The 26,430-nt window shown below is 67.0% G+C and carries 23 protein-coding genes; 5 read left to right on the top strand and 18 right to left on the bottom strand.

Annotated features, from left to right (window positions below; translation table 11 throughout):
* Window positions 1-181 precede the first annotated feature (181 nt).
* Window positions 182-2,680: a mechanosensitive ion channel family protein gene (locus tag B3098_RS18630; protein ID WP_286898310.1), complete on the top strand. Its 2,499-nt coding sequence runs from the start codon at window positions 182-184 to the stop codon at window positions 2,678-2,680.
* 62 nt (window positions 2,681-2,742) lie between these two features.
* Here B3098_RS18630 and B3098_RS18635 read toward each other — a convergent pair whose 3' ends face one another.
* Window positions 2,743-3,213 carry an Lrp/AsnC family transcriptional regulator gene (locus B3098_RS18635; RefSeq protein WP_286898313.1) on the bottom strand — a complete coding sequence of 157 codons (471 nt, stop codon included), beginning with the start codon at window positions 3,211-3,213 and terminating at the stop codon, window positions 2,743-2,745.
* Between the two features lie 205 nt (window positions 3,214-3,418).
* On the opposite strand from B3098_RS18635, the gene B3098_RS18640 reads away from it, so the two are divergent.
* Complete coding sequence (locus tag B3098_RS18640; protein WP_175122136.1) at window positions 3,419-4,063, top strand: LysE family translocator; 645 nt, start codon at window positions 3,419-3,421, stop codon at window positions 4,061-4,063.
* Window positions 4,064-4,115: 52 nt separating this feature from the next.
* Window positions 4,116-5,021: an EamA family transporter gene (locus B3098_RS18645; RefSeq protein WP_286898316.1), complete on the top strand. Its 906-nt coding sequence runs from the start codon at window positions 4,116-4,118 to the stop codon at window positions 5,019-5,021.
* 73 nt (window positions 5,022-5,094) lie between these two features.
* Here B3098_RS18645 and B3098_RS18650 read toward each other — a convergent pair whose 3' ends face one another.
* The 13 genes from B3098_RS18650 to B3098_RS18710 all read right to left on the bottom strand — a co-directional run bounded on the left by B3098_RS18650 (window position 5,095) and on the right by B3098_RS18710 (window position 20,471).
* Window positions 5,095-5,604: a hypothetical protein gene (locus tag B3098_RS18650; protein WP_286898318.1), complete on the bottom strand. Its 510-nt coding sequence runs from the start codon at window positions 5,602-5,604 to the stop codon at window positions 5,095-5,097.
* Window positions 5,605-5,788: 184 nt separating this feature from the next.
* Window positions 5,789-6,760 carry a Bug family tripartite tricarboxylate transporter substrate binding protein gene (locus B3098_RS18655; RefSeq protein ID WP_286898321.1) on the bottom strand — a complete coding sequence of 324 codons (972 nt, stop codon included), beginning with the start codon at window positions 6,758-6,760 and terminating at the stop codon, window positions 5,789-5,791.
* Between the two features lie 43 nt (window positions 6,761-6,803).
* Window positions 6,804-7,589: a 2-oxo-tetronate isomerase gene (gene otnI / locus B3098_RS18660; protein ID WP_286898323.1), complete on the bottom strand. Its 786-nt coding sequence runs from the start codon at window positions 7,587-7,589 to the stop codon at window positions 6,804-6,806.
* A gap of 81 nt (window positions 7,590-7,670) precedes the next feature.
* Entirely contained in the window at window positions 7,671-9,767 is a 2,097-nt protein-coding gene (locus tag B3098_RS18665) for a TonB-dependent receptor domain-containing protein (protein ID WP_414631296.1), read from the bottom strand.
* Window positions 9,768-9,960: 193 nt separating this feature from the next.
* The gene (locus tag B3098_RS18670; protein ID WP_175122131.1) at window positions 9,961-11,010 is read right to left on the bottom strand and encodes an ABC transporter substrate-binding protein; all 1,050 of its coding nucleotides are present in this window, start codon (window positions 11,008-11,010) and stop codon (window positions 9,961-9,963) included.
* Between the two features lie 90 nt (window positions 11,011-11,100).
* Window positions 11,101-12,084 (bottom strand): CobW family GTP-binding protein, encoded by a 984-nt coding sequence (locus B3098_RS18675; RefSeq protein WP_279973890.1) that lies wholly within the window; start codon window positions 12,082-12,084, stop codon window positions 11,101-11,103.
* Window positions 12,084-13,742, bottom strand: a complete 1,659-nt coding sequence (locus B3098_RS18680; protein WP_279973888.1) for an amidohydrolase family protein — start codon at window positions 13,740-13,742, stop codon at window positions 12,084-12,086. The genes B3098_RS18675 and B3098_RS18680 overlap by 1 nt, the downstream gene beginning before the upstream one ends.
* Before the next feature lie 5 nt (window positions 13,743-13,747).
* A complete protein-coding gene (locus B3098_RS18685; RefSeq protein ID WP_175122128.1) occupies window positions 13,748-14,995 on the bottom strand; it encodes a metal-dependent hydrolase family protein in 1,248 nt (415 codons plus the stop codon).
* Between the two features lie 27 nt (window positions 14,996-15,022).
* Entirely contained in the window at window positions 15,023-15,904 is an 882-nt protein-coding gene (locus B3098_RS18690; RefSeq protein ID WP_175139508.1) for an ABC transporter permease, read from the bottom strand.
* Window positions 15,905-15,912: 8 nt separating this feature from the next.
* The gene (locus tag B3098_RS18695) at window positions 15,913-16,959 is read right to left on the bottom strand and encodes an ABC transporter ATP-binding protein (protein ID WP_286898328.1); all 1,047 of its coding nucleotides are present in this window, start codon (window positions 16,957-16,959) and stop codon (window positions 15,913-15,915) included.
* A gap of 3 nt (window positions 16,960-16,962) precedes the next feature.
* Window positions 16,963-17,772, bottom strand: a complete 810-nt coding sequence (locus tag B3098_RS18700) for an ABC transporter permease (protein WP_175122125.1) — start codon at window positions 17,770-17,772, stop codon at window positions 16,963-16,965.
* 277 nt (window positions 17,773-18,049) lie between these two features.
* A complete protein-coding gene (locus B3098_RS18705; RefSeq protein WP_286898331.1) occupies window positions 18,050-19,144 on the bottom strand; it encodes a M14 family metallopeptidase in 1,095 nt (364 codons plus the stop codon).
* A gap of 1 nt (window position 19,145) precedes the next feature.
* Window positions 19,146-20,471, bottom strand: a complete 1,326-nt coding sequence (locus B3098_RS18710; protein WP_286898333.1) for an MFS transporter — start codon at window positions 20,469-20,471, stop codon at window positions 19,146-19,148.
* A 172-nt stretch (window positions 20,472-20,643) separates the two neighbouring features.
* Between B3098_RS18710 and B3098_RS18715 the strand changes: the two genes are divergently transcribed.
* Complete coding sequence (locus B3098_RS18715) at window positions 20,644-21,552, top strand: LysR substrate-binding domain-containing protein (protein WP_286898336.1); 909 nt, start codon at window positions 20,644-20,646, stop codon at window positions 21,550-21,552.
* Between the two features lie 91 nt (window positions 21,553-21,643).
* Window positions 21,644-22,351: a FadR/GntR family transcriptional regulator gene (locus B3098_RS18720; protein ID WP_175122121.1), complete on the top strand. Its 708-nt coding sequence runs from the start codon at window positions 21,644-21,646 to the stop codon at window positions 22,349-22,351.
* A 66-nt stretch (window positions 22,352-22,417) separates the two neighbouring features.
* Here the strand turns inward: B3098_RS18720 and otnK are convergent, their stop codons facing one another.
* The 4 genes from otnK to otnI (B3098_RS18740) are packed head-to-tail and all read right to left on the bottom strand — an operon-like array spanning window position 22,418 to window position 26,393.
* Complete coding sequence (otnK, locus tag B3098_RS18725) at window positions 22,418-23,671, bottom strand: 3-oxo-tetronate kinase (RefSeq protein WP_286898340.1); 1,254 nt, start codon at window positions 23,669-23,671, stop codon at window positions 22,418-22,420.
* The gene (gene ltnD / locus B3098_RS18730; RefSeq protein ID WP_279973878.1) at window positions 23,668-24,576 is read right to left on the bottom strand and encodes an L-threonate dehydrogenase; all 909 of its coding nucleotides are present in this window, start codon (window positions 24,574-24,576) and stop codon (window positions 23,668-23,670) included. The genes otnK and ltnD overlap by 4 nt, the downstream gene beginning before the upstream one ends.
* Before the next feature lie 46 nt (window positions 24,577-24,622).
* Window positions 24,623-25,597, bottom strand: a complete 975-nt coding sequence (gene denD, locus B3098_RS18735; RefSeq protein ID WP_286898342.1) for a D-erythronate dehydrogenase — start codon at window positions 25,595-25,597, stop codon at window positions 24,623-24,625.
* Window positions 25,598-25,607: 10 nt separating this feature from the next.
* Window positions 25,608-26,393 carry a 2-oxo-tetronate isomerase gene (gene otnI / locus B3098_RS18740; protein ID WP_286898344.1) on the bottom strand — a complete coding sequence of 262 codons (786 nt, stop codon included), beginning with the start codon at window positions 26,391-26,393 and terminating at the stop codon, window positions 25,608-25,610.
* Between the last annotated feature and the right edge of the window lie 37 nt (window positions 26,394-26,430).

Below are 26,430 nucleotides of genomic sequence, written 5' to 3' on the forward strand. Positions count from 1 at the left end.
ACTGCTACATGCGGCGCTCAGCGCCAGAGGCGGCTTCCGAATCGCAGCCTCCCGCACTCGTGCGTCCCTCTTCCCGCAACAGCCCTTCTAGCCCGCCGCATTTCGCGATATCGTGACATGCCGCCGTTTCGCAGTCGATCCCGAGTAACCGCAAATCCGTCCCCCACCACGGAGTCGCAACATGCGCGCACGCGCACGAATCCTCTTCTGCCTATTTGGCTTGGTGCTGGGGTGGGCGCGTGTGGCGCTTGCAGCGGAAACGCCGGCGCCTGCCGCGCCGCCCGCCGCGATCCAGATGGCCGAGATTCCGCTGCGGGCGGACACGGATTTGCGATACGCCGAGGGCGTGTTGCAGCGCGCGGCGACGGCGGATCCGTTGAGCGCGCTGATGCCGCCGCTGGACGCCATTGCCAAATCCGCCGACGAAAAGCTCTACGAATTCCAGCCGGCCCAGCTGCGCAACTTTCCCATCATGCGGCTCGAAAGCCTGGAGCGGCACTGGCTCTTTGACGTGCGGCGGCTGGCGCGCTGGCGGGCCGACATGCGGCAGGCGACGGCCTGGTACGCCAGCGACGCGGCCGAGTTGCTGCGCCGGCGCACGGCCTGGCAGGCGATCAAGGACGCGCCGGGCGCGGCGGGGCTGCCGGCGGCATTGGCCGACCGCGTCGACGTGGTGATCGCGCAGTTGCTGGCGGCCAGCCAGGCGCTGTCCGTGCCGCTGTCACGCCAGGTGGAACTGGAGCAGCGGGCCAACGCGATCGAGGAACAGATCAAGGCGGGCCAGCGCCAGGTGATGGAGGCGATCAGCTATGTCGATGCGCGGCTCCTGCGCGTGGATTCGCCGCCGCTCTGGGCGTTGGACTGGTCCGGACGATCCGACCAGGACACCATGACCCTTCTGCGCCAAGGTCTGGACATCGAGGTCCGCTTCGCGCGCGACTACGGCGCCGCCGGCGCCAGCAATCAGCGCGCGCTGCACACGTTGCAACTGCTGCTGCTGCCGCTGCTGATCTGGCTGGCCAGAAAAAGCCGCAACGCCATCCGCACCGGCGTCATGAGCGAAACCGCTGCCGGTGTGCTCGGGCGGCCCATCTCCACGTGGGTCCTGTTGTCGATGATGGGCGTGCTGGCCCTGGAGCCGGACGCGCCGTTGATGGTGCAGCAGATCGCCCTGGTGCTGGCGGCGGTGCCGGTGCTGCGCCTGCTTCCACCCGCCAGCCGACGGCATCTGGATCATTGGCCGCGCGTCATCACCGCGCTCTTCCTGGCCGAGCGGCTGGGCTTCCTGTTCCTGGCCAATACCCTCTTCTATCGTGTGTCGACCGTAGCGGCGGCGGTGGCGGCCCTGACGGCCATTCTGTGGCTGCTGGCGCGCGGACGGCGCCAGACCTATCCGCCCGGCTCCGAGCGGCTGGTGCGCGCCTTGCGCGCCGTCGCCTGGTGCGCGGCAGCCCTGCTGTGCGTGTCGCTGGGCGCGAACCTCATCGGCAATGTGTCGTTGTCCGAGATGCTGACCAGCGGCATCATCGGCAGCGGCTACTTCGGGCTGGTGCTGTATGCGGGCGTGACCGTCATCATCACGCTGCTGCAGCTTCTGCTTGCCCGTCAGGGCATTTCGCGCTTCCGGCTGGCGCGCGAACACGCGCCGCCGCTGGTGCTGCTGCTGATCCGCCTTGTCAGTGCCGCCGCGATCGTGGGCTGGGCGGTCTACACCATGGACCGCTTCCGCGTTCTGCGCGCCACATACGCCTTCGTGACGCAGGTGCTGTCGTACACGCTGGAAGTCGGCGAAGTCTCGATCAGCCTGGGCAACATCCTGGTCTTCGCGATCTCGGTCGTGATTGCCTTCTGGGCCGCGCGCGCGGTGCGCCTCATCCTGCACGACGAGGTCCTGACCCGCATGTCGCTGCCGCGCGGCGTCGGCAACAGCATCGCCTCGCTGTCGTACTACCTGGTGCTGCTGCTGGGTTTGGGCATCGCCCTGTCGGCCGCGGGTTTCCAGACCAGCCAGCTCACCATCGTGTTCGGCGCCCTGGGCGTGGGCATCGGCTTTGGCCTGCAAGGCGTGGTGAACAACTTCGTGTCGGGCCTGATTCTGATGTTCGAGCGGCCGATCCAGCCGGGCGATGTCGTGGAGATCGGCGGCACGTCGGGCCAGGTAAGGGATATCGGCATGCGCGCCACCCGCATCAAGACGTTCGACGGCGCCGACGTGATCGTCCCGAACGGCACGCTGCTGTCCGACAAGCTGACCAACTGGACGATGCTGGACCGCAGCCGCAGGATCGAGATCAGCATCGGGCTGGCCTACGGCACCGACCCGCGGCAGGTGCTCGCGCTGCTGGACGACGTCGCACGGCAGACGCCGGGCGTCGTCACGGAGCCTGCGCCCATGGTGCTCTTCATGGGCTTTGGCGCCAGCACGCTGGATTTCAGCCTGCGCGCGTGGACCTACGACTTCGACCGGTGGATCGAGATCCGCAGCGACATGCTGGCGCGGATGTACGACGCGCTGCGGGAGGCGGGCATCCAGATTCCCTTTCCGCAGCGGGATCTGCATTTGCGCAGTGTGTCGGAGGAGGCTGGCCGTGCGATCCACGCGGCCCGGCCGGCCGACCCGCACGGGCCAGGCCCCGCGCGAACCGGCAGCCGGGACGGCGGCCAGCCGTCAGGAGCTTGAGCAGCCGGATGCGCGCACGCATGAGCGCCCACGCCGCCTGGCGCGCAGGATCGTGCGCCGGCTCACTCCCCCGTCATCACCGGCACCGTCAACCCGTTCTTCACCCGGCTCATCACCACCAGCGTCGAAAACCGCTTCACGTTGGGATTGCCCCAAAAGTGGTGCTGCGCGAACACCTCATATTCCGCCATGTCGCGCATGGTGAGCGTCAGCACAAAGTCGACCTCGCCCGTCACCGACAGGCACTGCATGATCTCGGGCGCGGTCTGCATGGCGCGCTTGAACTGGTCGAGCTTATCGGCGCGCTCGCTTTCCAGCGACACCAGCACCACCATCGTGATCCCGCGGCCCACGGCGGCGGGGTCCACGACGGACACGTCCGCCGTCACCACCTTGGATTCGCGCAGCCGCTTCATGCGGCGCAGGCAGGACACGGGCGACAGGTTCACGCGTTGCGCGACCTCCTGACTGGTTCGTTGGTTGTCTTCCTGCAGGCTTTGCAGGATCTGCAGGTCGAAATCGTCTAGTTCCATGGGGCGCTCGGAACGCATTTTTAGGTGAAACATCGGGCGGGATGCGGGTATCGGCCGATTCTAATCCTGGCTACGACGCAAACCGTCGAGAATTCGACGGGAAACTTCATTTCGCGCCCGCCGGACGCAGGAATTATTCAAGCCGCTTGCTTACACTGGGAGCCCTCCGCCCGCGCCGCCGGGGATTTCCACGCTGCACCCTGCAATGCCCTCACTCCAGCTTTTCCTGCTTTTCCTGGCCGCCGACGCGGCCTTGAAGCTCACGCCCGGTCCCGACATGGCCCTCACGCTATCGCGCGGCATGACGCAAGGGTTTCGGCCCGCCTTCCATAGCGTGCTGGGCAACGTGGCGGCCGGCTTCATCCAGGTTCCGGCCGTGGTGCTGGGCCTGGCTTCCGTGCTGCGAACCTTTCCCACGCTTTTCGTCGGCATCAAGGCGGCGGGCGGCCTGTATCTGGGGTACCTGGGCATCAAGGCAATGATCCGGTGCGCGAACGCCGCCGAGGTGTCGCTGGCGGCCCGGCCGGGCGACGCGCGCGACGCCTTCTGGCAGGGCTTCATCACCAATCTGCTGAACCCGAAGGTGCTGCTCTTCATGATCGCCTTCCTGCCTCAGTTCACCTCGCCGGACAATGGGCCGGTCTGGATCCAGATGCTGGTGCTGGGCATCACGATGAAAGCGCTCAGCCTGCCCTACGGCAGCTGCTTTGCGTACGGCGCGTCGCGCATCCGCGGCTGGGTCGCGCGCAATCCCTGGTTCCTGCGCGCGCAGCAGGGCATTCTGGGCGCGATCATGCTGGGGCTGGCGATCTACGTGCTGGTTTCCACGGCGATGAACCCGCAGCCCTGACCGTCCTCGCCGAATCCCTGACACAAGCGTTTTTGCACAAACCCCGCCTTCCATGACCGCCGCCACCTTGAACAACGGACACAACAGCGCCACGTCCACCCTGCTCCCCACCCTGTCGCTGATCGGCGCCATGGCCTCGCTATGCGTGGGCACATCGTTCGCGAAATCGCTGTTTCCGGAAGTGGGCGCACAAGGCACCACCGCGTATCGCATCGTCATCGGCGCCATCATCCTCTTGGCCTTCTGGCGGCCGTGGCGCTTTCCGCTGACGCGCGTCAACGCCGCGAAGATCGCCCTGTACGGCGTGACGCTGGCGTGCATGAACCTGCTGTTCTACATGGCGCTGAAAACGCTGCCGCTGGGCATTGCCATCGCCATCGAATTCACGGGACCGCTGACGCTGGCTGTGGTGCTGTCACGGCGCGCCATCGACTTTGTGTGGATCGCCTGCGCGCTGACCGGCCTGATCCTGCTCATTCCCACCGGCCAGTCCGTCCACGACCTCGATCCGCAAGGCATCGCGTACGCGCTGGGGGCAGCGGTGTGCTGGGCGCTGTACATCATCTTCGGCAAGATGGCCGGCAACGTGCATGGCGGCCAGGCGACATCGCTGGGTCTGCTGGCGGCCGCGATGGTCGCCCTGCCCGTCGGCGCGGCGCACGCGGGCATGGCGCTGCTGGATCCCAAACTGATTCTGGCGGGCGTGGCCGTCGGCATCCTGTCCAGCGCACTGCCCTATTCGCTGGAGATGGTGGCGCTGCGGCGGCTGCCGCAAAAGACGTTCGGCGTGCTGCTGAGCATGGAGCCGGCGATGGGCGCACTGGCCGGGGTCGTCGTGCTGAACGAACACCTGTCGCAGACGCAATGGCTGGCGATCGGAGGCATCATCATCGCCTCCGCCGGCTGCGCCGCGACGGCGCAGCGCAGCCGCAAGGCGCCGATTCCTGCGCCTGACTGATCCGCCATCAACCAAAGCCCGGCTCGCGCTGTGGCAGCGACAACGGGTCGAAATCTTCCCAATGGTTGTTGCGTCAGCGGCCGTTGGCGTGCTCCACGTCGGCGCCTCCGGCATCGCGCAGAATGCGGCATGCCAGGATCTCGCGCTGCGGCCTGACCCGCACGGCGACCATGACGCCGGCCTGACGGATCTCGGCATGAGAGTCGGGATTGAAGTGGCCGTGCTGCGTGGTGCCGTGCCCCGTCACCCAAAGCGCGCCGAACAGCGACCCGAGGTACGCGCCCACACCCGCCGCCGCCAGGATTGCCGCCGTGGAGTCGCTGAGTTCCGCCGCAACGAATCCGCCGAACACCGCAAACACGGCGCCCACGCCGCCCGCGCCCAGATAGGCGCCCATGTCGGCGCGCCCCGCGTCCGGGTCGGAACGCCGGTCACCGCCATAGGGAAAGCGGCCGTGCTCGCCGGCGGGATTGACGTAGAAGGTATGGATATCCCAGTCGGGAAAGCCGCTGGTGGCAAGGCGGCTGGCGGCGGCCTTGGCGGCTTCAAAGCCCTCGAAGCGGGCAGCTACGATCAAAGACATGGCAGTCTCCTCGCCCGCGGTCCGGGCCGGATGCGCATCGTTTCATCGTACGCCCCCGCCGCCGCCGTGCACGCCGGCGTTACACCTTGCGGCGGCTGTTACCCGGCCCTTTGCTATCCAAACCCTTCTCACCCAGCGCCGAGTCCCGTTTACACGTTGCCCGGCAACGCGTCACTCCGGCCCCTTATTCCGCGGAAAGCCCCTTGCCCTGAATGACCGCGCCCCAGCGTTCGTGCTCCTGCCGCGCGTACGCGCGAAAGGCATCGGGCGTGCTGCCGGTCGGCTCCAACCCCTGCAGCGTCAACTGCCTGACGACGTCCGGCGATGTCAGCGCCTGCCGGATCGCCTGACTGAGCTTTTCCACGATGGGCGCGGGCGTGCCGGCCGGCGCGACCACGCCCTGCCAGGCCGCCGCCTCGAAGATTGGCCCGCCGGCCTCGGTAAACGTCGGTACGCCCGGCAGTTGCGCAGACCGTTTGGCGGACGGCACGGCAATCGCGCGCAGCCTGCCCGCCTGGATCAGCGGCCGGGCGGCGGCCAGGTCCGCCATCATCAGCGGCACCACGCCCGCGGCAACGTCCTGCAGCGCGGGCGGCGACCCTTTGTACGGCACCGCCGTCGCGCGGCCGCCGACGGTTTCCATGAACAGTTCCATCGCCAGATGATGCGGACTGCCCACGCCCAGCGACGCATAGCTGCCCGGCGGCTCGCGTTTCAGATAGGTCTTCACGTCGTCCAGCGTGTGCAGGCCCGAATCAGGCGCCGCGACCAGCACGATGGGCAGCGCCACCAGCGTGGACACCGGCGTCAGTTGCTGCTGCGGATCGTAGGGCAGATCGTCGTACAGCCACGGGTTGAGCGCCAGCGTGCTCATGCCCGCGGTCAGCACCGTGTAGCCGTCCGGCTGGGCGCGCGCGGCCTCCTGCGCGGCGACGATGGTGGCGGCGCCCGGGCGGTTCTCCACCACCACCGGCTGCCCCAGCGTCTGGCCGACATGCCGGGCCACGATGCGGGTCGCCAGATCGCTGCCGCCTCCCGCGCTGAACGGCACCAGCCACCGGATGGGCCGATCGGGATAGTCGGCCGCCCACGACGCGGCCGGCATGGCCGCGGCCAGCGCCGCCGAAAACAGCATGCGCAGCACGCCCTGGAACATGACGCTCACTCCTTTTGAACTTCAAATGCGGGATTGTGGCCGATCAGGCGCGCGTGGCGCTCAGCCAGCGCAGGCCGGCCGACGTGGAACCTGCAGGACGGTACTCGCAGCCGATCCAGCCGGTGTACTGCAACTCGCGCAGCACGCCGAAAACCCAGCCGTAATCGAGTTCGCCCCGGTCCGGCTCCTGGCGCAGCGGCACGCCGGCAATCTGCAGGTGGCCCACGCGCCCGGTGGGCAGGTACTCGCGCAGCTTGGCGGTGACGTCGCCTTCGACGATCTGGCAGTGGTACAGGTCCATCTGCACTTTCAGGTTGGGCGCATTGACCGCCTGCACGACGGCGTGCGCGTCCTCCTGGCGGTTCAGGAAATAGCCGGGGATGTCGCGCGTGTTGATCGGCTCGATCAGCAGCGTGACGCCGGCAGAGCGCGCCTCGCGGGCGGCCCAGTCGAGATTGGCGTGATAGTAGTCCAGCATCGCCTCGCGCGAGGCATCGGGCGGCGCCACGCCCGCCATCACATGGACATTGGAACAAGACAACGCGGTGGCATAACAGAGGGCCTGCTCGATGCCGGCCTGGAATTCGGCCTGCCGGCCCGGCAGGGCCGCCAGCCCGCGATCGCCTTGCGCGCTGATGCCGGGCGGCGCATTGAACAGCACCTGCGCCACCCCGGCGGCGTCCATGCGCTCGCGCACGAACGCGGCGGGCGCTTCATAGGGAAACATGCACTCCACGCCCGCGTAGCCGTCGGCGGCGGCCGCCGCATAGCGGTCCAGGAACGCATGTTCCGTGTACATCATCGACAGATTGGCGGCGAACTTCAGCATGGCGGGCTCCTGGCGCGGGATGCCGCCGCGGACAGCGGCACCCGCCGAAAATAGCACAGCCCGCCGCCGCACCCAACCGGGTCAGTACGTCATGCGCACGCCCAGCAGCACGCTGCGGCCGGGCAGCGGCGCAACCGTCGAGATGAACGAGGCGTGGTTGTAAGCCAGCTTGTTCAGCAGGTTGGTGCCGCGCAGGAAGACCTCGTAGCCCGTGGCGCCGTACTGGCCGCGATAGGCCACCACCGCGTTGACCATGTTGTAGCCCGGCGTGGTGTCTTCATAGGCCGCAATGTCCTTCTGCGCGAACACGCGTGCGTATTCGACGCCGCCCGACCACTCTTGCCACTTGAAGTTGCCGCGCACGCCCGCACGTCCGGCCGGAATGCGCGGCAGATTGCCGTCGCCGCCCGTGAGCTTGCCGCGCACGTAGTCGCCGAACACCGCCGCCGAGAAGATCGGCGTGAACTGGTGCCGCAACTCGCCTTCCACGCCCGTGAATTCCGCATCCTGCTGCGTGTATTCGATCAGGCGGAAGTCCTCGTAGCGATCCAGCGTGTTGGCGTAGATGTAGTTCTTCACGCGGTTGTGGAACACGCTTGCCGAGAACGTCGTGTCGCCCGAATGCTTGCGCAGCGTCAGGTCGATGTTGTGCGACGTTTCGCGCGTCAGGTCCGGATTACCCAGTTCATACGTATTGGTGGCGATGTGGATGCCGTCCGCATACAGCTCCTGCGCGTTGGGCAGGCGCTGCGAGCGCGACAGCGACAGCGCCACGGAATACTGCGGCGCAAAGTCCCAGATCGCGGCGGCCGACAGCGACGTGCCCGACAGGCTGCTGCGCGGCGCGCCGCCCGACGGCGACACGCGCTGCCAGTCCTGACGCGCGCCCAGCTCGAAGCGCCAGTCGTTCAACTGGTATTCCTCCAGCAGGAACACGCCATTCGAACGCGTCTTGCTCGGCGGCAGGAATGCCTCTTCGCCTTCGGCGCTGAAATCGCTGTATGCGTTCTGCAGGCCGATCACGCCGCGCCAGCCGGCGATGGGCTTGTGCTGCAGTTCCACCCGCATGTCGTAGCCCTTGTTCTTGAAACGCGTGCCGACCTCGCCGCCCTCGATCTCGTCGTGCTGGTAATCCGTCAGGCCACCGCGGAATCGGATCTTCTCGAAGCCTGCGAACGGATCCTGGTATTCGGCGCGCAGGTCCATCCGGTTGCTGCGCAGCTTCACGTAGGGCACGCCGCCATGTTCGTGATCATGGTCGTGGTCGTGACCTTCCTCGCCTTCGTCCCCATGGTCGTGGTCATGGCCGCCGCAATGCAGATGCGTGCCGTGCGGATGGCAGCCTTCGTATTCGTGGTTGTGGCCGGGCAGGCCGTATTCGCTTTGCAGGTGCGTGAACGCCACGCCCACGTAGCCGCGTGGCGTGATCCACGACATGCCGACCGAGCCCTGCGTGGACTCGCTGTACGAGCCTTCCAGCTTGCCGCCGGGCCAGTCCGGCACGTCGTAGTCGCTGGTGCGGCGCTTCATGCCTTCGACGCGCACCGCGAACTGGCCTTCGCCCGCCGTGATGCCCACCGCGCCGGCGCGTTCCTTGGTGCCGGTGGCGCCGCGCAGTTCCGCTTCGGCCGCGATGCCCTTTTCCGGCACTTCGGTCGGAATCTTCTTGTCGATCACGTTCACCACGCCGCCGATCGCGCCGCCGCCGTAGAGCAGCGTGGCCGGGCCGCGCAGCACTTCGATGCGGTCGGCCAGCAGCGGCTCGACGGTCACCGCATGGTCGGGCGAGATGGCCGAGGCATCCATCACTTCGGACCCATCGGACAGCACCTTCACGCGCGGCGCGGTCTGTCCGCGGATCACCGGACGGCTGGCGCCGCCGCCGAACGTGTCGCTGTTGACGCCCGGCAGGTTCTTGAGCGTTTCGCCCAGCGTGCCGTTGCGCTGCTCGATCAACGCATCGCCTTCCAGCACCGACGCCGGCAGCGTGGTGCTGTTCAGATCCAGCCCCAGCGGATTCGCGGAGACCGTGATCGGCGCCACGGTCTGCGTGCGGGTCTCGCCTTCGGTCTGCGCCTGGGCGACGGGCGCCATCAGCATCAGCGAGCACACCAGCGGCTTCAAGGGCGCCCGGCCAACCGCTCGAACGCGCGATGCTTTGCCGCGCGCTTTCCCCATCCCCAGCTTCTTACCGTTCATCTTTACTCTCTCGGATGTTATATCATTACAAACTAGCAGGCGGATGATATAACATTTCACTACGCATGCAGCGGCGTCCGGAAACGAAAAAGCGCGATTCCCCTGCAGGAATCGCGCTTCGATGAAGCGGTCAGTGGCGCAAACGCGCGGGCAACGACGCCCCGCGCCCATATCAACCCGCCTTGAACTCCTTGTTCCAGAACTCCAGCATCTCCGCCTTCTTCTCGGTCAATCCCTTCAGGTCGTACGCGTGCAGCAGCTTGACCTCGGCATCCGAGAAGCCCACGCGCTTCAATGCCTCGGGCAGCGACGCGTTGGTGACGGTGGGCGCGTAGCCCATCTTTTCCGCAAAGCCGATCTGGCCCTGGGGATCGAGCATGGCGTTCAGGTACGCCCACGCCGCGTCCTTGTTGCGGCTGTTCTTGGCGACGGCGGCTTCAAACGACACCGGCACCGATCCTTCCTTCGGAATCACGAAGCCCAGCGGCAGTCCGCTGTCCTTCCATTGCAGCGCACGCGCCTTCCACATGACGGCGATCGCGATTTCGCCGGACTTGAAGGCGGCCGCGACGGCTTCATTGGACGGGTAGATGCGCGGCGCGTTCGGCTTGAGCTTGGCCAGGAACCGCTTGCCGCCCTCGTAGTCCTTGGTGGTGCCGTCCGCGCCCAGTCCCACGAAGACCGAGTTGTAGAGATAAAGAATGTCGGAGAAGCCGACCTGGCCCTTCCACTTGGGATCCAGCAGCACCTGCAGCGAATCGGGCGGCGTCGGGAATTTCTCGGTGTTGTAGACCAGCGTCATCGCGCTGAAGATGTGCGGAATCGAGTACGGCGTCTTCAGCGTGTCGATCGCGTTGGCCAGGTTGGGCAGCTTCTTGACGTCCAGGGGCTCCAGCGTGCCGGAGCGCTCGGCGTCGTACATGTCGACTTCACCCAGCAGCGCCACGTCCATGCTGCCGCGGCGCGAGTTCTTTTCGGCGCGCAGCTTGGTGACGCGGCCCACGGCGTTGCCCGTGTCGTAGACCACCTTCACGTCCTGCTTGGCGACGATCGGATTGATGATCTGCTGCAGCAGGTTCTGGTAGTCGCCGCCCCAGGTGCCGACTACGATTTCCTTTTCGGCGGCGTGGGCCATGCCGGGCAGCCAGCCCAGGGCGGGCGCAAGCGCCAGGCCGGAGGCGGTCTTGATGAAGCCACGGCGATTCAGGTTTTTCTCTTGCATGACAACCTCGTATCGAAGGGAACTGACGTCTAGCTACGATGCACCGCGCGGCAGGCCAGTCTGGCCGCGCGGCCTTGGGTTCAAAGGTGTTCAAACCAGCATGTCGACCGGCGCATGCGGCGCGGAGGCACGGATTTCCTCGGCCTCGATGTCGCGCGCAATCACGATGATCGCGTCGCGCGCATCGGGCTGCCGCGTCAGCCGCTGCGGCAGGCTGAAGGTCGAGCCGACCGACTGGATCAGGATGGGCTCCTCGCAATCGCTGACGCGCACCACGGCTTTGACGCGCAGCAGGCGGTCGCCGCAGAGCCCGGCCAGGTTGTCCAGCCATTCGGAAAAATCGGTCCAGCTGATGCCCGCCTGCGCGCGCGCCGCCATCACGCGAATGCGCGGATGCGCCGCGCCCTGCCCGCCTGCCGACAGCATCCGCGCCGCCAGCCCCGCCAGGTCGGACGTGCCTTGCGACGGCGCGAACGCGGCCCGCACGGCGCGGGTGCGATCCGGTTCCGCGACAACGGCGGCCAGCGGATTCAGCGCCTCGGCGCGCGCGGCACGAGCGCCCAGCGCACCGGGCACGGCCGGCAGCAGATCGGTCTTGGTCAGCACGATGCGATGCGCCGCCCCGAACTGCGCCATGGCCTCGTCCATCTCGGCCAGCGCGTCGGGATCACGCGCGCAATCGTCGGTGCAGACCACCGTCAGCCGCAGGGCGCGGCTGGCCAGCTCGGGATCCGCCAGCGACGCGATGATCGGGCCGGGCCGCGACAGCCCGCTGCATTCCAGGATGACGCGTTGCAAGGGGCCTTCGCCTTCGGGGCGGGGCGCGTCCAGCAGCGCGCTCAGCGTGTAGACCAGGTCGCTACGCAGCGAGCAGCACACGCAGCCGTTGGCCATCAAGGTCATCGGCACGTTGTCGCTGTCGTTGGCCACGATGGCCCCGTCCACGCCGACCTCGCCGGCCTCGTTGACGATCACGCCGGTGTCACGCGATTCCGGATCGCGCAGGTAGTCCACCAGCAGCGTGGTCTTGCCGCTGCCTAGAAACCCACACAACAGGAACAGGTCGATGGCCATCAGGGTGCGTCCTCGCCCGTATCGCACGGCGATCCCGACGGTGCGCCGCCGGTCGGCGGACGCTCGCCATCCGGATCGTCGGCCCAGCTGTCGCGGACCATCGCGCGCACGTCGGCCAGCAGCTCGGCGGTGTCGTACACCACGCCCGACTTGATGGTGGTCTGCAGGCAGCGCTGCCATTCGACCTTGGCGGTGTCGTCGTTCAGCCGCATGGCGCCCGTGCCAAACAGCAGCTTGAAGTCGGTCAGCGGATTCTGGTCGTGGATCAGCAGGTCGGCGCGCTTTTGCACGTCGATGGAGCCGGTGTCGTCATCGATGCCCAGCAACGCCGCGCTGTGCGACGTGGCCGCGCGCAAGACCTCGATGGGATGAAAGCCCGCTTCCTGCAGCAGCTCAAGTTCGCGGACGAAGCCGAATCCATAGATCTGATAGATGAAGCCCGAATCGCTGCCCGCGCAGACGCGTCCGCCCAGGTTCTTGTATTCGTTGATGAACTGCATCCACAGCCGGTAGTTCTGCTTCCACTCGATCTCGTTGGTGGTGCTCCAGCGATACCAGTAGGCGCCGTGGCCGCCGCGCTGCGGCTGGAAGTAGCGCCACACCGCCTTCCACGTGTACTCGTCGTGCCAGTCCGCGCGGCGCGCGCGCATCAGGTCGCGGTTGGCGTCGTAGATGTTGAAGGTGGGCACAAAGGTGTGGCCCAGTTCCAGGAACTCGTCCATGACCTGCCGCCACTTGGCCGAGCCGGGCTGCGCGGCCTGCATGAAGGTCTGGCCGGCCACCGCAAAGCGGTAATACTCGTCGCTGTAGTTGTAGTCCGTCGGAAACGACTGCACGACGCGGTCTTCGAACAGCGCCTCGGGCAGGCCGTAATAGTGTTCGGAACTGGTCAGCCCCCAGCGCGCGGACTTCATCGCGTTCACGCGCGTCACCGCCATCTGCGCGTGATGGCAGCCCGAGCGCAGGCCCACCTTGGCCGCCTCGTCCAGCGCCGCTTCCATGATGGCGGGCGGGGCGCCGAAGAACTTGATGCCGTCCGCGCCGCGCGCGGCCAGCTTGCGCACCCATTCGCGGCCCTGCTCGGGCGTGTGGATGGTCTTGACGCGATCGTTCACCGCCGGGAACACGGAATGCACGATCATGCGCGGCGCGGCGATCTGGTTCGCGGCGGACAGCTCGCGCTGCTCCATCGTCCAGCCCAGGCCGCCCATCGCGCCCATTTCGCGCACGGTGGTGACGCCGTGCGCCAGCCACAGCTTGTAGATGTAGTCGGCGGGCGGCACGATGCCGCTCATGGCGTGATACGGCGTGCCGATGTGCGCGTGCGCGTCCACAAAGCCCGGCGTGACGAACTTGCCGTGGCAGTCGATCTCGTGGTCGCCCGGACCGGGCCGGCGCTTGGGGTCGATAGCCTTGTGCGGCGTGCCCACGTTGACCAGCGCCGTGATGCGATCGTTCTCGATCACGATGTCCACCGGCCCCCAGGGCGGCGCGCCGGTGCCGTCGATGATCGTGGCCCCGCGCAGGATCAGCCGCGGAAACGGTCCCAGGCCGCGGTCGCGCGGCGCGGGCGCCGAAGGCGGATGCCAGCCCTTGGCCGCGTTGACGTCACGCGACTCTTCGCCGACTTCCGACTGCGAAAACGTGGGATCGCTCATGGCTCCTAGACTCCCAGCTCGTTGTGTTCGATGACGCCGCCCTTCATGATCAGGCCGATGTGCTCGCCCTGGCCCAGCAGGCAAGACAGGTCGCGGTACGGATTGCCGTCCACCAGCAGCACGTCCGCCAGTGCCCCTTCCTGGATGCGACCCAGCTGGCCGACCTGGTTCAGCACTTCGGCGGCGGTCGTGGTGGCGCACTGGATGACCTCCTGCGCGGACAGCACCTCGCGGCGGATGCGGAATTCGTCGCTCTGCAGGCGCTGGGACGGGCCCAGCAGATCCGACCCGTAGCCGATCTTCACGCCCGCCTTCTTGTAGATCTCAAGCGAATGCAGGCCTGCGGTGCGCACCGTCGCGATCTTGGCGACAGAGTCCGCCGGCAGGCCGTAATCGGCGCCTTCATTGGCAAGCGCCTCGTAGGTCACCAGCGTCGGCACCACGAACGCGCCCTTCTCGGCCATGAAGCGCGCCACGCGTTCGTCGACCAGATTGCCGTGCTCGATGGTGCGCACGCCGTTGCGGATGGCGCGCTCGATGGCGTCGGCGGTATAGGAATGTGCCATCACGTAGGTCTGGCGGCTGGCCGCCTCGTCGACGATGACGCGGATCTCTTCTTCCGAATAACCGAAGGATGCGATGGGATCGGTGGGCGAGGCCACGCCGCCCGAAGCCATCATCTTGATCTGGTCCGCACCCATCTGCAGTTCCTGGCGCACCGCCTTGCGCACGTCGTCGATGCCGTCCGCCACACGACCGATATCGCCCGCACGGAAGCAGCAGCCGCAAAAGCTCATGGGACGCAGGTGATCGGAGCGCGGACGCGGATCGCCGTGGCCGCCCGTCTGGCTGATGGCGCGGCCCGAGATGAACAGGCGCGGTCCCTTGACCGTGCCTTCGTTGACCGCGCACTTCAGGCCCCAGCCCGCGCCGCCCGCGTCGCGCACGGTGGTGAAGCCCCGGCGCAGCATGGCGGCCATGATGGGCACCGCGCGCATCATCACCAGCGCGTCCGGCAGGACGCCCTGCGTACTCAGGTTCAACTGCGTGGCCAGCACGTGCACGTGCAGGTCGATCAGACCCGGCATCAGCGTGCGGCCCGCGGCGTCGATCACGCGCGCCGAGGAAGCGCTGATCGGCTTGTCCGACACTTCCTTGATGACGCCATCCTCGACCAGCACGTGGTGCCCCTCCAGCAGGTCGGACTGCAGGGGATCGAGCAGGTTCGCATTCTTGAACAGCACAGCAGACATGAGAATTTCCTTATCGGGGTATCCAGGTCAGGACGCCATCGTCTTGATATAGCGGCGGTGAATCAGCCAGTTCGAAAAGAGGGCAATGACAAGCGTGCCGCACACCAATATGACTGCGAGCGCCGCGCCGAACGGCCAGTTCGAGGCCTTGGTGATCTGGTCGTATAGCGCCGGCGCCATCATGGTCAGCCCGGAACCGCCCAGCAGCACCGGCGTGGCGTACGCATTCATGCACAGGATGAACACCAGCATCGTGCCCGCGGCCACGCCTGGCGCGGCGATCGGCAGCACGATGCGGCGGAAGGTGGTGAAGAAGCTGGCGCCCACATTGCGCGCGGCCTCTTCCACCGACAGGTCCATGCCTTCCAGCACGCTTTGCAGCGTCAGGATCAGGTACGGCATGACCACCGCCGTGGTGCCGATCACCACCGCCGTTGGCGTGTACATCAGCGTCAGCGGCTTATCGATGATGCCCAGCCCCTGCAACACGGCGTTGACGACGCCCGCGTTGCCCAGCGCCACCATCCAGCCGGCCGCGCGCACCACGTTGCCCACCATCAGCGGAAACACCAGCAGGATCACGAACAGGCTCTTGTAGCGGCTTTGCGTGCGCGCCAGGAAGTACGCCACCGGAAAACCCAGCACCAGCGCCAGCACCGTGCACAGCGCCGCGATGCCCAGCGTGGTGAAGAAGATGTCGCGGTAGTACGGGTCGCCAAAGAACTTGGCGTAGTTCTCGAACGTGAACGCGGTCTGCATCATCTCGACCGGGTCGAAATGATTGAAGCTGTAGCGCGCCAGCTGAAGGATGGGGATCATGATGATCACCAGCACCACCAGCGAGGCCGGAAAGGCCAGCCCCGGGCCCAGCCAGCGGCTGGGGCGTCCGTCCTGCGTTGCGGTCGTCATCGCGCCTCCTATTGCGTGAAGGCGACGCAGTCGTCGGGTTCGAAGCACGCATACACGCGCTCGCCGGCGGCAGGCGGAGCGGCGCGCGTGCCGGCATTGACGATCTGGCTGATCAGGCGGTCGCCGCCATCAAGCTGCACCCGCACCTCCAGCACCGATCCCAGGTACAACGACGATTCGATGACGCCGGGCAACGCATTGCCGCCCGACGGCTGCGCTTGCAGGCGAACACGTTCCGGCCGCACGCCCACATGCGTGGCATTGCCGCCGCCCGGCGCGGCGATGCGCTGGCCGGCCTTGGTTTCGAACTGGTCGTTGGCGTGGCCGCGTCCCGTAAAGACATTCATCTTGCCCAGGAAGTCCGCGACGAACAGATTGGCCGGCCGCTCGTACAACGTGTCGGGCGCGCCCACCTGCTGCACGATGCCGTCGTGCATGATGGCCATGCGGTCGGCAATTGCCAGCGCTTCTTCCTGATCGTGGGTCACGAACACGGTGGTCAGGCCCAGGCGCCGTTGCAACGCGCGGATCTCCTCGCGCACTTCCAGGCGCAGCTTGGCGTCCAGATTCGACAACGGTTCGTCCAGCAAGAACACCTTGGGTTCGATCGCCAGCGCCCGCGCAATGGCCACGCGTTGCTGCTGGCCGCCGGACAACTGGCGCGGATAGCGGTCGCGCAATTCCGTCATGCGCACCATGTCCAGCACGCGACGGATCTTTGCATCGCGATCGACTTTGGGCACCTTGTGCATTTCCAGGCCGAACGCCACGTTCTCGGCCACCGTCATGTGCGGAAACAGCGCGTAGCGCTGGAACACCATGCCGGTGTCGCGCTTGTGCACCGGCAGCCGCGTGACGTCGGTTTCGCCGATGCGGATGCGTCCCGACGTCGGCGTGATGAAGCCGGCAATCATGCGCAGCGTGGTCGTCTTGCCGCAGCCGCTGGGACCCAGAAAGGTGACGAGTTCGCCTTCGGCAATCTCCAGGGAAAAATCCGACACCGCGACCGCCGCGCCGAACTGCTTGCGGATGTTTTCGATTGAGACCTTCGCCATTTCTTACACCACCTGACTGAGTTTCACATAGCGGTCGGTCACAAGCATGATGATGCCCAACAGCAGGATTTGCACCGAGGCCACCGACGCGATGGTCGGGTCCAGGTTGAATTCGAGGTACTGCATGATCGCGATCGGCAGCGTCGTGCGCCCCGGGCCGACCAGCGACAGGGACAGCTCCAGGTTCTCGAATGACACGACAAAACTAAACAGCGCCGCGGCGACGATGGACGGCCGCAGCATCGGCAGTGTCACCCGCATGAAGGCCTTGGGCGCGCTTGCGCCCAGGTTGCGCGCGGCTTCCTCGATGGAGCCGTCCAGCCCGGCCATGCCCGCCGTCACAAGCCGCACGGTCCACGGGATGGTGAGGCACACGTGCGCAATGACCAGGCCGCCGAAGGTGCCGACGAGGTCCTGATCCAGCACGTTTTCAGCGCGCAGGTAAAAGAGATAGACGGCAACGCCCGCGACGATGCCGGGGATCAGCAGCGGCGACAGCAGCAGCGTGTTGACGCCCTTGCTGCCACTGAAGCGGTAGCGCGCAATGGCGACCGCCGCCAGCACGCCCATCGTCACGCCGATGAACGCGGCGACTAACGACACCTGCAGGCTGAAGATGAAGCCGTTGGCGAACGCGGGGTTTTCCCAGGCCTTGACGTACCAGGAGAGCGTGTAGCCCGATGGCGGGAAATAGAGGATGGCGTCCTTGAAGAAGCTCAGCCAGACCACCAGCACGATGGGACTGAGCATGAACGCATACATGAGAACCACGAAAACGCGGTGCAGCCACGTGGCCCACGGGATCACGCGCAATGGCTTTTCCCGCGAGGCTGCGACGGCTGAGTCCAAAGGAGGCGCACTATGCAAATCCGGTTCCTTTCAGCAACTGCCGGCTTGGTTTGAAACTCCTCCGAAGACTCTGCGGTCTCTACGGTTAACCAAAGCATATCGACGGGTTGCTGCACCGCTCAAGTAGGGATAACCCACGTCGCGCCAAAACTCGCGGGTTATCCCTGCGGTAGCTCCGATGACAGTGCAACCCACTGCGGCGCAACGCCGCCGCAGGTGCTACCCGTCACCCGGCGCGCTGCTACCCGGCAGCCTGCAGGCCGCACACCGCTTGCAGCACCGCCACGCGGCTCTGGCCCAGCACCATGCCTTGCCAATCTTCCTGGCCGCAGTAAAACGCGTCGCGTGTGGCCTGCAGGATGTCCTGTTGCAAGGCATCGCTGGCGTCGGGATGCGCGCGCAACCAATTGCGTCCGCGCAGCGCGTGCACCACCTCATCCCAAGGCTTGGTGCCGAACTCCAGCGCCATCAGGGTGGGTTCCGACGCGGGGCAGGCATCGTAGATGAGACCCGCGAGATGGCCCGTGATGTCCACCGAGGCCGAACTGCCTTGATACGGCACGGCGATATCGCTGCCCCACCACTGCCGGGCGCGCGCCACTTCCGTGTCGTCGCGCCGGCCGGCGTAGATCTTCTCGCCGTGGCCGCGCGGCCCCAGGCCCGTGTGCACGTCGATCCAGCCAATGTGCGCGTGGCGGCTGGCGTGGGTGAGCAGGATGTCGCGCAGGGTCAGCAGCGACGGCGAATGCCCCGCGCCGCCATAGAACAAGCCATCCGGATGCGTGTACTGGCCGCGCGACACCGCCTGCGTCGTGGCGGCCAGGCCGTGCGTTTCGATATGGCGGGCGATGGCCTGGCGGTTCTGCTCCGTGGGCGGCCATTCCTGAGGCAACAGCAGATCGTGGATCTCGCCATAGCCTGGATTGGCCGGGAGCGCGCGGCCGTCGAAGGGCTGGGCATTGCGGTTCAGGTCGACGTTGCCCTCGTCGGTGCGAGCGATCCACGAAAAGCCGTACGGGTTCACGGCGTGAACCAGCAGCAGCGCCACGCCCGCCTGCCGCGCGCGTTCCAGCATCGGCGCGTCATCCAGCAGCGCAAGCTGGCAACCCGAACCGCAGAAGCCCTCCACGCCGTGCGTGGCCGACGTCACGATCAGGAGCCGCTGCGCGTCGGCATCGCCGATCAGCGCCACGTCGGTGGCCAGCGGCTCGCCCTGGCTGCCCACGGCCGCGATACCGTACGACGCCACCTGCGTGGCCAACGGCGCGGCGGCCGACAGGAAGCGTTCGCGCGCCTGGGCGTAGCTGCTGGAAAAGTAGCGTTCAACGGATTGCATGTCAGGGCTCCTGGCTGTCGATGTCATGGCCGGTGCGGTCCTGAATCCAGAACAGCACCACGGTGGAAAGCGTCACGGTGACCATCAGGTACCACGCGGGCGCCATCGGGTTGCCGGTCACGTGCAGCAGCCAGGTCACGAAGAATTGCGCGAAGCCGCCGCAGACCGAGATGCCCAGACCGTACACCACGGACATGCCCGTGGTGCGCACGGCCTTCGGGAACAGTTCGGGCAGCATCGTGATGACGGGCGCGGTCTGCAGCGCCAGCAGCACGGCCAGCAAGGCGATGACCGTCATCAGCCGCCCGGTGCTGGGCGCCGACACCAGCCACTGGAAGCACGGCAGCAGCACGCAGACCGTGACGGCTCGCGACCAGAAGATCACCCGCTTGCGCCCCACGCGGTCCGCCAGCATGCCGACGAACGGCGCCAGCGCGAAACCGATCGCGCCCAGCACGACGCTGGCAAACAGCGTGGACGTGGCAGGCAGGCCGAGTTCCTTGGTGGCGTAAGCCGGCATGTAGAAGCCGATGATCTGCGCGCACACCATGCCGCCGATCACGAGCAGGATGCCCTTGACGATCGTGAGCTTGTGGTCGGCAAAGACGCGCCGCAGCGGCTGGTGGCCGGCGGCGGTGGTTCTGGCGCCGGCGGCAGGCGCGGGTTCTAGCGTTTCCTCTAGATTGCGGCGGATGTAGGCGCCCACCGGCACCGTCAGAATGCCGATCACGAACGGCACCCGCCAGCCCCAGGCCTGCATTTCTTCCTTAGTCAGCGCCGCCGTCAGGATCGCCACGGTCAGCGCGCCCAGCATCACGCCGAGCGACTGGCTGCCGAACTGCCAGCTCGAATAGAAGCCGCGTTTGCCGGCCGGCGCGTGTTCCACCAGCAGCGTGGTCGAGGCGCCGACCTCGCCGCCCGCCGCGAAGCCCTGGATCAGCCGTGCCAGCACCATCAGCACGGGTCCCAGCACGCCCATCTGCGCGTGGGTCGGCGCCACGGCGATGAGCGCACAGCCCAGGCCCATCAGCCAAAGCGTCAGCGTCATGGCCGCGCGGCGGCCGTGCCGGTCCGCGTACGAGCCGATCAGCATGCCGCCCACGGGCCGCATCAGAAAGCCCACGCCGAAGGTAGCGGTGGTCAGCAGCAACTGGCCGTAGCCGGATGCCGCGGGAAAGAAGAGCGGCCCGATGACCAGCATCAGGAACGTGAAGACGGTGAAGTCGAAGAACTCGAGCGCGTTGCCGATGGTGGTGCCGGCAATGACGCGGCGGCGCATCGACGGCGTGTACAACCCCGGGCCGCCTGCGGCGATGGCAATAGACATTGTTTTCCCCTTGATGTCCGGTGCGGGGCCGCCGGTCCGTGCGTCCGGATCGCTTTGCGCGCCCCACCGCCGTGAATATACGGATGGCGCACGATAAGCAAAAGACAGTATTTTTGTCGCGATGAGCACTTTTGCTTATAGCCCTGCCCGCCCAATCCGGAACGACTTGCCCATGAACCTGCGCCAACTCCGCGCCTTTGTGCTGATTGCCGAGCATCGCAGCATCCGTGCCGCGGCGCGGGCGCTCTTTGTCACCCAACCTGCCGCCACCCGCAGCCTGCGGGAGCTGGAGCAGAGCGTGGGCGCGGAGCTGGTGCGCCGCAGCGTCAAGGGCGTGGAACTGACCACTTACGGGGAAGCGTTATACAAGCGCGCCGTGCTGATCCTGCAGGAAGCCCGCAAGGCGCAAGAGGAGATCGGCCAGATGCGCGACGGCGAGGGCGGCACGCTGAACCTGGCCATCAGTTCCGCGGCGCTGACGGTCCTGCCCGCCGCGCTGGCCGCGTTTCGCGCACGCATGCCGCGCGTTTCGGTGGCCTTCAACGAGGTCGCGCCGCCCTACAGCCACGAGCAGCTGGAATCCGGCCGCTACGACTTCCTGGTGCAGACGGAATACGACGGCGATATCGACGACGGATTTGCGCGGACCACGCTGTTCACGCTGCCGCTGGCGGTGGGCGCACGCGCGGGCCATCCGCTGCGCGGTGCGCGCACGCTGGCCGAGCTGCACGATGCGCTATGGCTGCTGCCGGGCAATATTCAAGCCCCCGCGAACCTGCTGCGGCTGGCGTTCGATGCGCATGGGTTGCCGCCCCCGCGCGACGTGATTCCCTGCCAGTCCATCGCCGTGGCGCTGGCGATCATCGCCGAGAGCGACGCGCTGGGCATCTTCGTTCGCAATCTTTTCGATCATCAATTGCTGCCGCGCGGGCTACGCATGGTCCGTCTGGATCATCCGCTGCCCGCGGCGCGCGTGTCGGTCCTGACGCGTGCCGACTCGCCCCCAACGCCAGCGGCGCAATGCTTCATGGATTGCCTGCGGGATGCGCAGGCTGCGTCCTCGTATGCCGACGGCACCTAGGCGAACCCGCCGATAGACCGGGTTACTATTGCCGATGGCCCCGCCGATGACGTCGAGACGGGCCTTTTTGTTTCTCCCCCCACTCCCGTCCATGGCGTTTCCCCGACTTCCCGCTGTTCCCACCCTGACCGACACGGTCGCCAAACGTCTGCTCGCCGAGATCGACGAAGGACGCGTGCTGCCCGGTGAAAAGCTGCCCACGGAATCCGCGCTGGCCGAACAGTTTGGCGTCAGCCGCACGGTGATCCGCGAAGCCGTGTCGCGGCTGCGCCAGGATGGCGTGGTTGAAGCGCGGCAAGGCAGCGGCGTCTTCGTCACGGGGCACAGCGGCAACCGGGCGCTGCGGATCGATGCGGCCGAGCTCTCGTCGCTGGAGGCCGTGCTGCATATCGTGGATCTGCGCCGCGCCCTGGAAACCGAAGTGGCGGCGCAAGCCGCCGCCAGCCGCAAGAAGCAGGACATGGTGGAGATCGACGCGGCGCTGGCTGCGATCTCGCAGGCCGTGGACAACGGCGGAGATGGCGTGAAGGAAGATGTGGCCTTTCACCGCAGCATTGCGCGCGCCACCGGCAACCCGTACTTTCTGACCACCCTTGCGTTCGTCAGCCAGTTCCTGGAAGCCGCCACACGCGTCACCCGCGGCAACGAGGCGCGCCATGCAAATCTGATGCGCGACGTATTGCAGGAACACATCGCCATCGTCGAAGCCATCCGGCGCAAGGATGTGGACGGCGCCCGGGAAGCCGCCCGCATTCACATGGTCAATGCCGCCAAGCGGTTGAGCCAGGCGCACCGCTGAGCCGGACTGAAGCGCTATACCGGACCACACCGCCGCGGACTGCACCGCCCCGGCCTGCACAGGCCGCTAGCGAAACGCCTTCGTGAAAAAATCCCGGCTGCCGAAGTTGCCGGACTTCAGCGCGATGCTGATGTCGGCCTGCGCAACCGGCGCATAGCCGGCGCACCACGGCACGCCCGGATCGATCTGGTCGCCGATCGTGATCTGCTCCAGGCCCAGCGCCTGCACCACCGCGCCCGAGGTCTCGCCGCCGGCCACGATCAATTGCCGTACGCCACGCTCCACCAATCCGGCTGCGATGCGCGCGATTGCTGCTTCGATCATGGCGCCCGCCTGGCTCGCGCCCAGCGCGCCCTGGGTTTGCCTTACGGCATCCGGCTGCGCCGTGGAATAGATGAGCACCGGGCCGTCCTGCATGCGCGGCTCGGCCCAGGCCAGCGCCTGCCCCGCCACGTCCTCGCCGGCGGCCAGCTTCATGGGATCCAGCGCCAGCGCGGGCCGGCCGCTTTCAATGAAGGCCGCCACCTGCGCGTTCGTCGCGGCGGAGCAACTGCCCGCCACGACGGCCTGCAAGCCTTGTGCGCGCACCACGCCGGCAGAACCCGTAGCCGCCAGCCCCCAGTTGCCCGGCAGGCCAATGGCCACGCCGGAGCCCGCCGTCACCAACGGCATGCCTTGCAGCGCCGGGCCCAGCGCCAGCAGGTCGTCGTTGGTAACGGCGTCGACGATGGCGATCTCGATGCCCTGCGACATCAGTTCCTGGATGCGTTCACGAATGGCGGCGGTGCCGCGAGCGACCACGCTGTAATCGATCAAGCCCACGCGGCGCGACGTTTGCGCGGCCAGCACCCGCACGAGGTTGGGGTCGGTCATCGGCGTCAGCGGATGGTGCTGCATGCCGGATTCGTTGAGCAGCACGTCGCCCGCGAACAGATAACCCTTGAACACGGTGCGCTTGTTGTCGGGAAACGCCGGCGTCGCGATGGTGAAAACGGTATCCAGGTTCGTCATCAGCGCATCCGTGACCGGGCCGATATTGCCCTGTGGTGTGCTGTCGAACGTGGAGCAGTACTTGAAGTAGATCTGTTCGGCCCCTTGCGCACGCAGCCACTGCAGCGCTGCGAGCGATTGCGCGATGGCCTCGTCGGGCGGCAGCGTGCGGGTCTTCAACGCGACCACCACAGCGTCCGCGTCGTCCCGCAGCGGCTCGCCCGGCGTACCGATGGTCTGCACCGTGCGCATGCCCGCGCGGACCAGATTGTTCGCCAGATCGGTGGCGCCCGTGAAATCGTCGGCGATGCAGCCCAGCTTGATCGTCATTTGGCCTCCGGTAGGGAAATGCCCGGGAAAATCTTGATCACCGCGCTGTCGTCTTCCCGGCCATGGCCGGCCGACGACGCCTGCATGAACATCTGGTGCGCGGTGGACGCGAGCGGCAGCGGGAACCGGGTATGTCTTGCGGTATCCAGCACCAGCCCCAGGTCCTTCACGAAGATGTCCACTGCGGACAACGGCGTGTAGTCGCCCGCCAGCACGTGGGGCATGCGGTTCTCGAACATCCAGCTGTTGCCCGCGCTGTGCGTGATGACCTCGTACAACGCATCGGCGTCCACGCCTTCGCGCAGGCCCAGGGCCATGGCCTCAGCAGCGGCCGCGATGTGCACGCCGGCCAGCAACTGGTTGATGATCTTGACCTTGCTTCCCGCGCCCGCGCGGTCGCCCAGCCGATAGACCTTTCCCGCCATCGATTCCAGCACTGACCCGCAAGCCTCGTACGCGGCCGCGCTGCCGGCGGTCATCATGGTCATCTGGCCGGCAGCCGCCTTGGCCGCGCCGCCGGAGATGGGCGCGTCCAGATACAGGATGCCCTGCTCGGCCAGGCGCCCTTCCAACGCCACGGACCAGTTGGGATCCACGGTAGAGCACATGACGAATACCGATCCGGGCCGCAGCGCGGCGGCAAGGCCGCCGTCGCCGAACAGCACCGACTCGGTCTGCTGCGCGTTGACGACCACGCTGACCACGATCTCGCAGGCCTGCGCCATGTCCGCCAGGCTGGCGCAGGCCACGCCGCCCTGCGCCGCGAAGGCCGCCGCGGCGTCGGCGCGAATGTCGTACACGTGGACCGCGTGCCCGGCGCGGCGCAGGCTCTGGGCAATGCCCGCGCCCATCGCGCCCAGGCCGATGACGCCAACCCGGCGCGGTGTTTGTGTGGAATTGCTCATGTCGTTCGTTGTCCGGAAGCGGGATGCAAAAGGGAAAGGCGGCGACTCAACGCTTCAGGTCGTCGGCCATGTAGGCGCGGACGATGTCGGCAAAACTGCCATCGCCCGTCAGGCCCAGGCGGGTGGCGCGCGACGTGTCCCAACGCCCCGGCCAACTGCCGACGATGCGCTCGACACGCGCGTCCGCCTGCCAACTGATGCGGTCGGCAACCTCGTCGCCCGCGACCTCGCGCAAGGCCTGCGCCATCTCGGCCGCCGTGACTGACACGCCAGGCAGGTTGATCGGCGTCCGGTCCGCCATCGCGTCGGCATCCAGCTCGCAGCCCGCGATCAAGGCAGCGATCGCGCCACGCGGCGACAGCAGCCACAGCCGCGTATCCGCGCCAACCGGGCACACGGCTGGTTCGCCGTTCAGGGGTTCGCGGATGATGCCGCTGGCGAACGACGACGCCGCGGCGTTCGGGCGGCCGGGACGCACGCTGATGGTCGGCAGGCGCAGCACACGGCCATCGACGAACCCGCGCCGCGTGTAGTCGGCCAGCAGCAGTTCGGCGATGGCCTTCTGCGTGCCGTAGGACGATTGCGGATTGAGCGCGGTGTCGTCGCGCACCGTGTCGGGCAGGTTGCCGCCATACACCGCCACGGAACTGGTGAAAATGACGCGAGGCTTGTGGCCCAGCGCACGGCAGGCTTCCAGCAACGCGCGCGAGGCGTCCAGATTGATGCGCATGCCCAGGTCGAAGTCTGCCTCCGCCTGTCCGCTGACAATGGCGGCCAGATGAAAAATGGCGCGCGTCTCGGTATCGATGGCTTGCCGCAGCACCGCCGGGTCGGCAATGTCGCCCTCCAGCGAGCGCACGCGCGGGTCCTGCAGCGCGTCCGTCTTCACGACGTCCAGCAGATCGATTTGCGTGATGGTCTGGGGCTTGCCGCCTTCCAGCGCCAGCGTGCCGCGCTCGAGCAGTTTGCGCGCCAGCCGCTGGCCCAGGAATCCGGCGCCGCCGGTGATCAGTATCTTCATGATGGGATGCTCAACGATGGGTGAGATAGGGTTGGGCCCAGCCCAGGCCTTCGGACGTTCCGGCGCGCGGGCGGTATTCGCAGCCGATCCAGCCTTGATAGCCCAACGCGTCGATACGCTGGAACAGGTACGGGTAGTTCAGTTCACCCAGATCGGGTTCGTGACGGTCTGGCACGCCCGCAATCTGGATGTGGCCAATGCCGGGCATATCGCGTTCGAGCTTCACGGCGATATCGCCTTCGACGATCTGGCAGTGGTAGATGTCGAACTGCACCTTCAGGTTGTCCGCGCCCACGTCATGACGAATGGCCTGCGCGTCGTCCTGCCGGTTCAGGAAAAAGCCGGGAATATCGCGCGTGTTGATGGGTTCGATCACCACGGTCACGCCAGCAGTGGCGGCCGTGCGCGCGGCAAGCGCCAGGTTCCTGACGTAGACATCCCGGTGCGCCGCGTGGTCCTGGCCGGGACGGATCAGGCCTGCCATCACGTGCAGATGGCGGTTGCCCAGCACCGCGGCGTATTCCAGCGCCTGGTCCAGTCCGCGCTTGAACTCGTCTTCGCGTCCAGGCAGCGATGCGATGCCGCGCTCACCCGCCGCCCAGTCACCCGGCGGCGCATTGAACAGGGCCTGCGTCAGGCCGTGCGCATCCAGGCTCGATCGGATCTCGGCCGCCGTGAATTCGTAGGGAAACAGGAATTCCACCCCCGTGAACCCGTCATGCGCCGCGGCGGCGAAGCGCTCCAGGAAGGGATGTTCCGTGTACATCATGCTGAGGTTTGCGGCCAGGCGCGGCATGTCGGTTCCTTTGATGCTGAGGTGATTGCGGACGCCG

The organism is Achromobacter sp. UBA2119 (assembly GCF_002331005.1).
In the GTDB taxonomy this organism is placed as follows: Bacteria; Pseudomonadota; Gammaproteobacteria; order Burkholderiales; family Burkholderiaceae_B; genus Achromobacter; species Achromobacter animicus.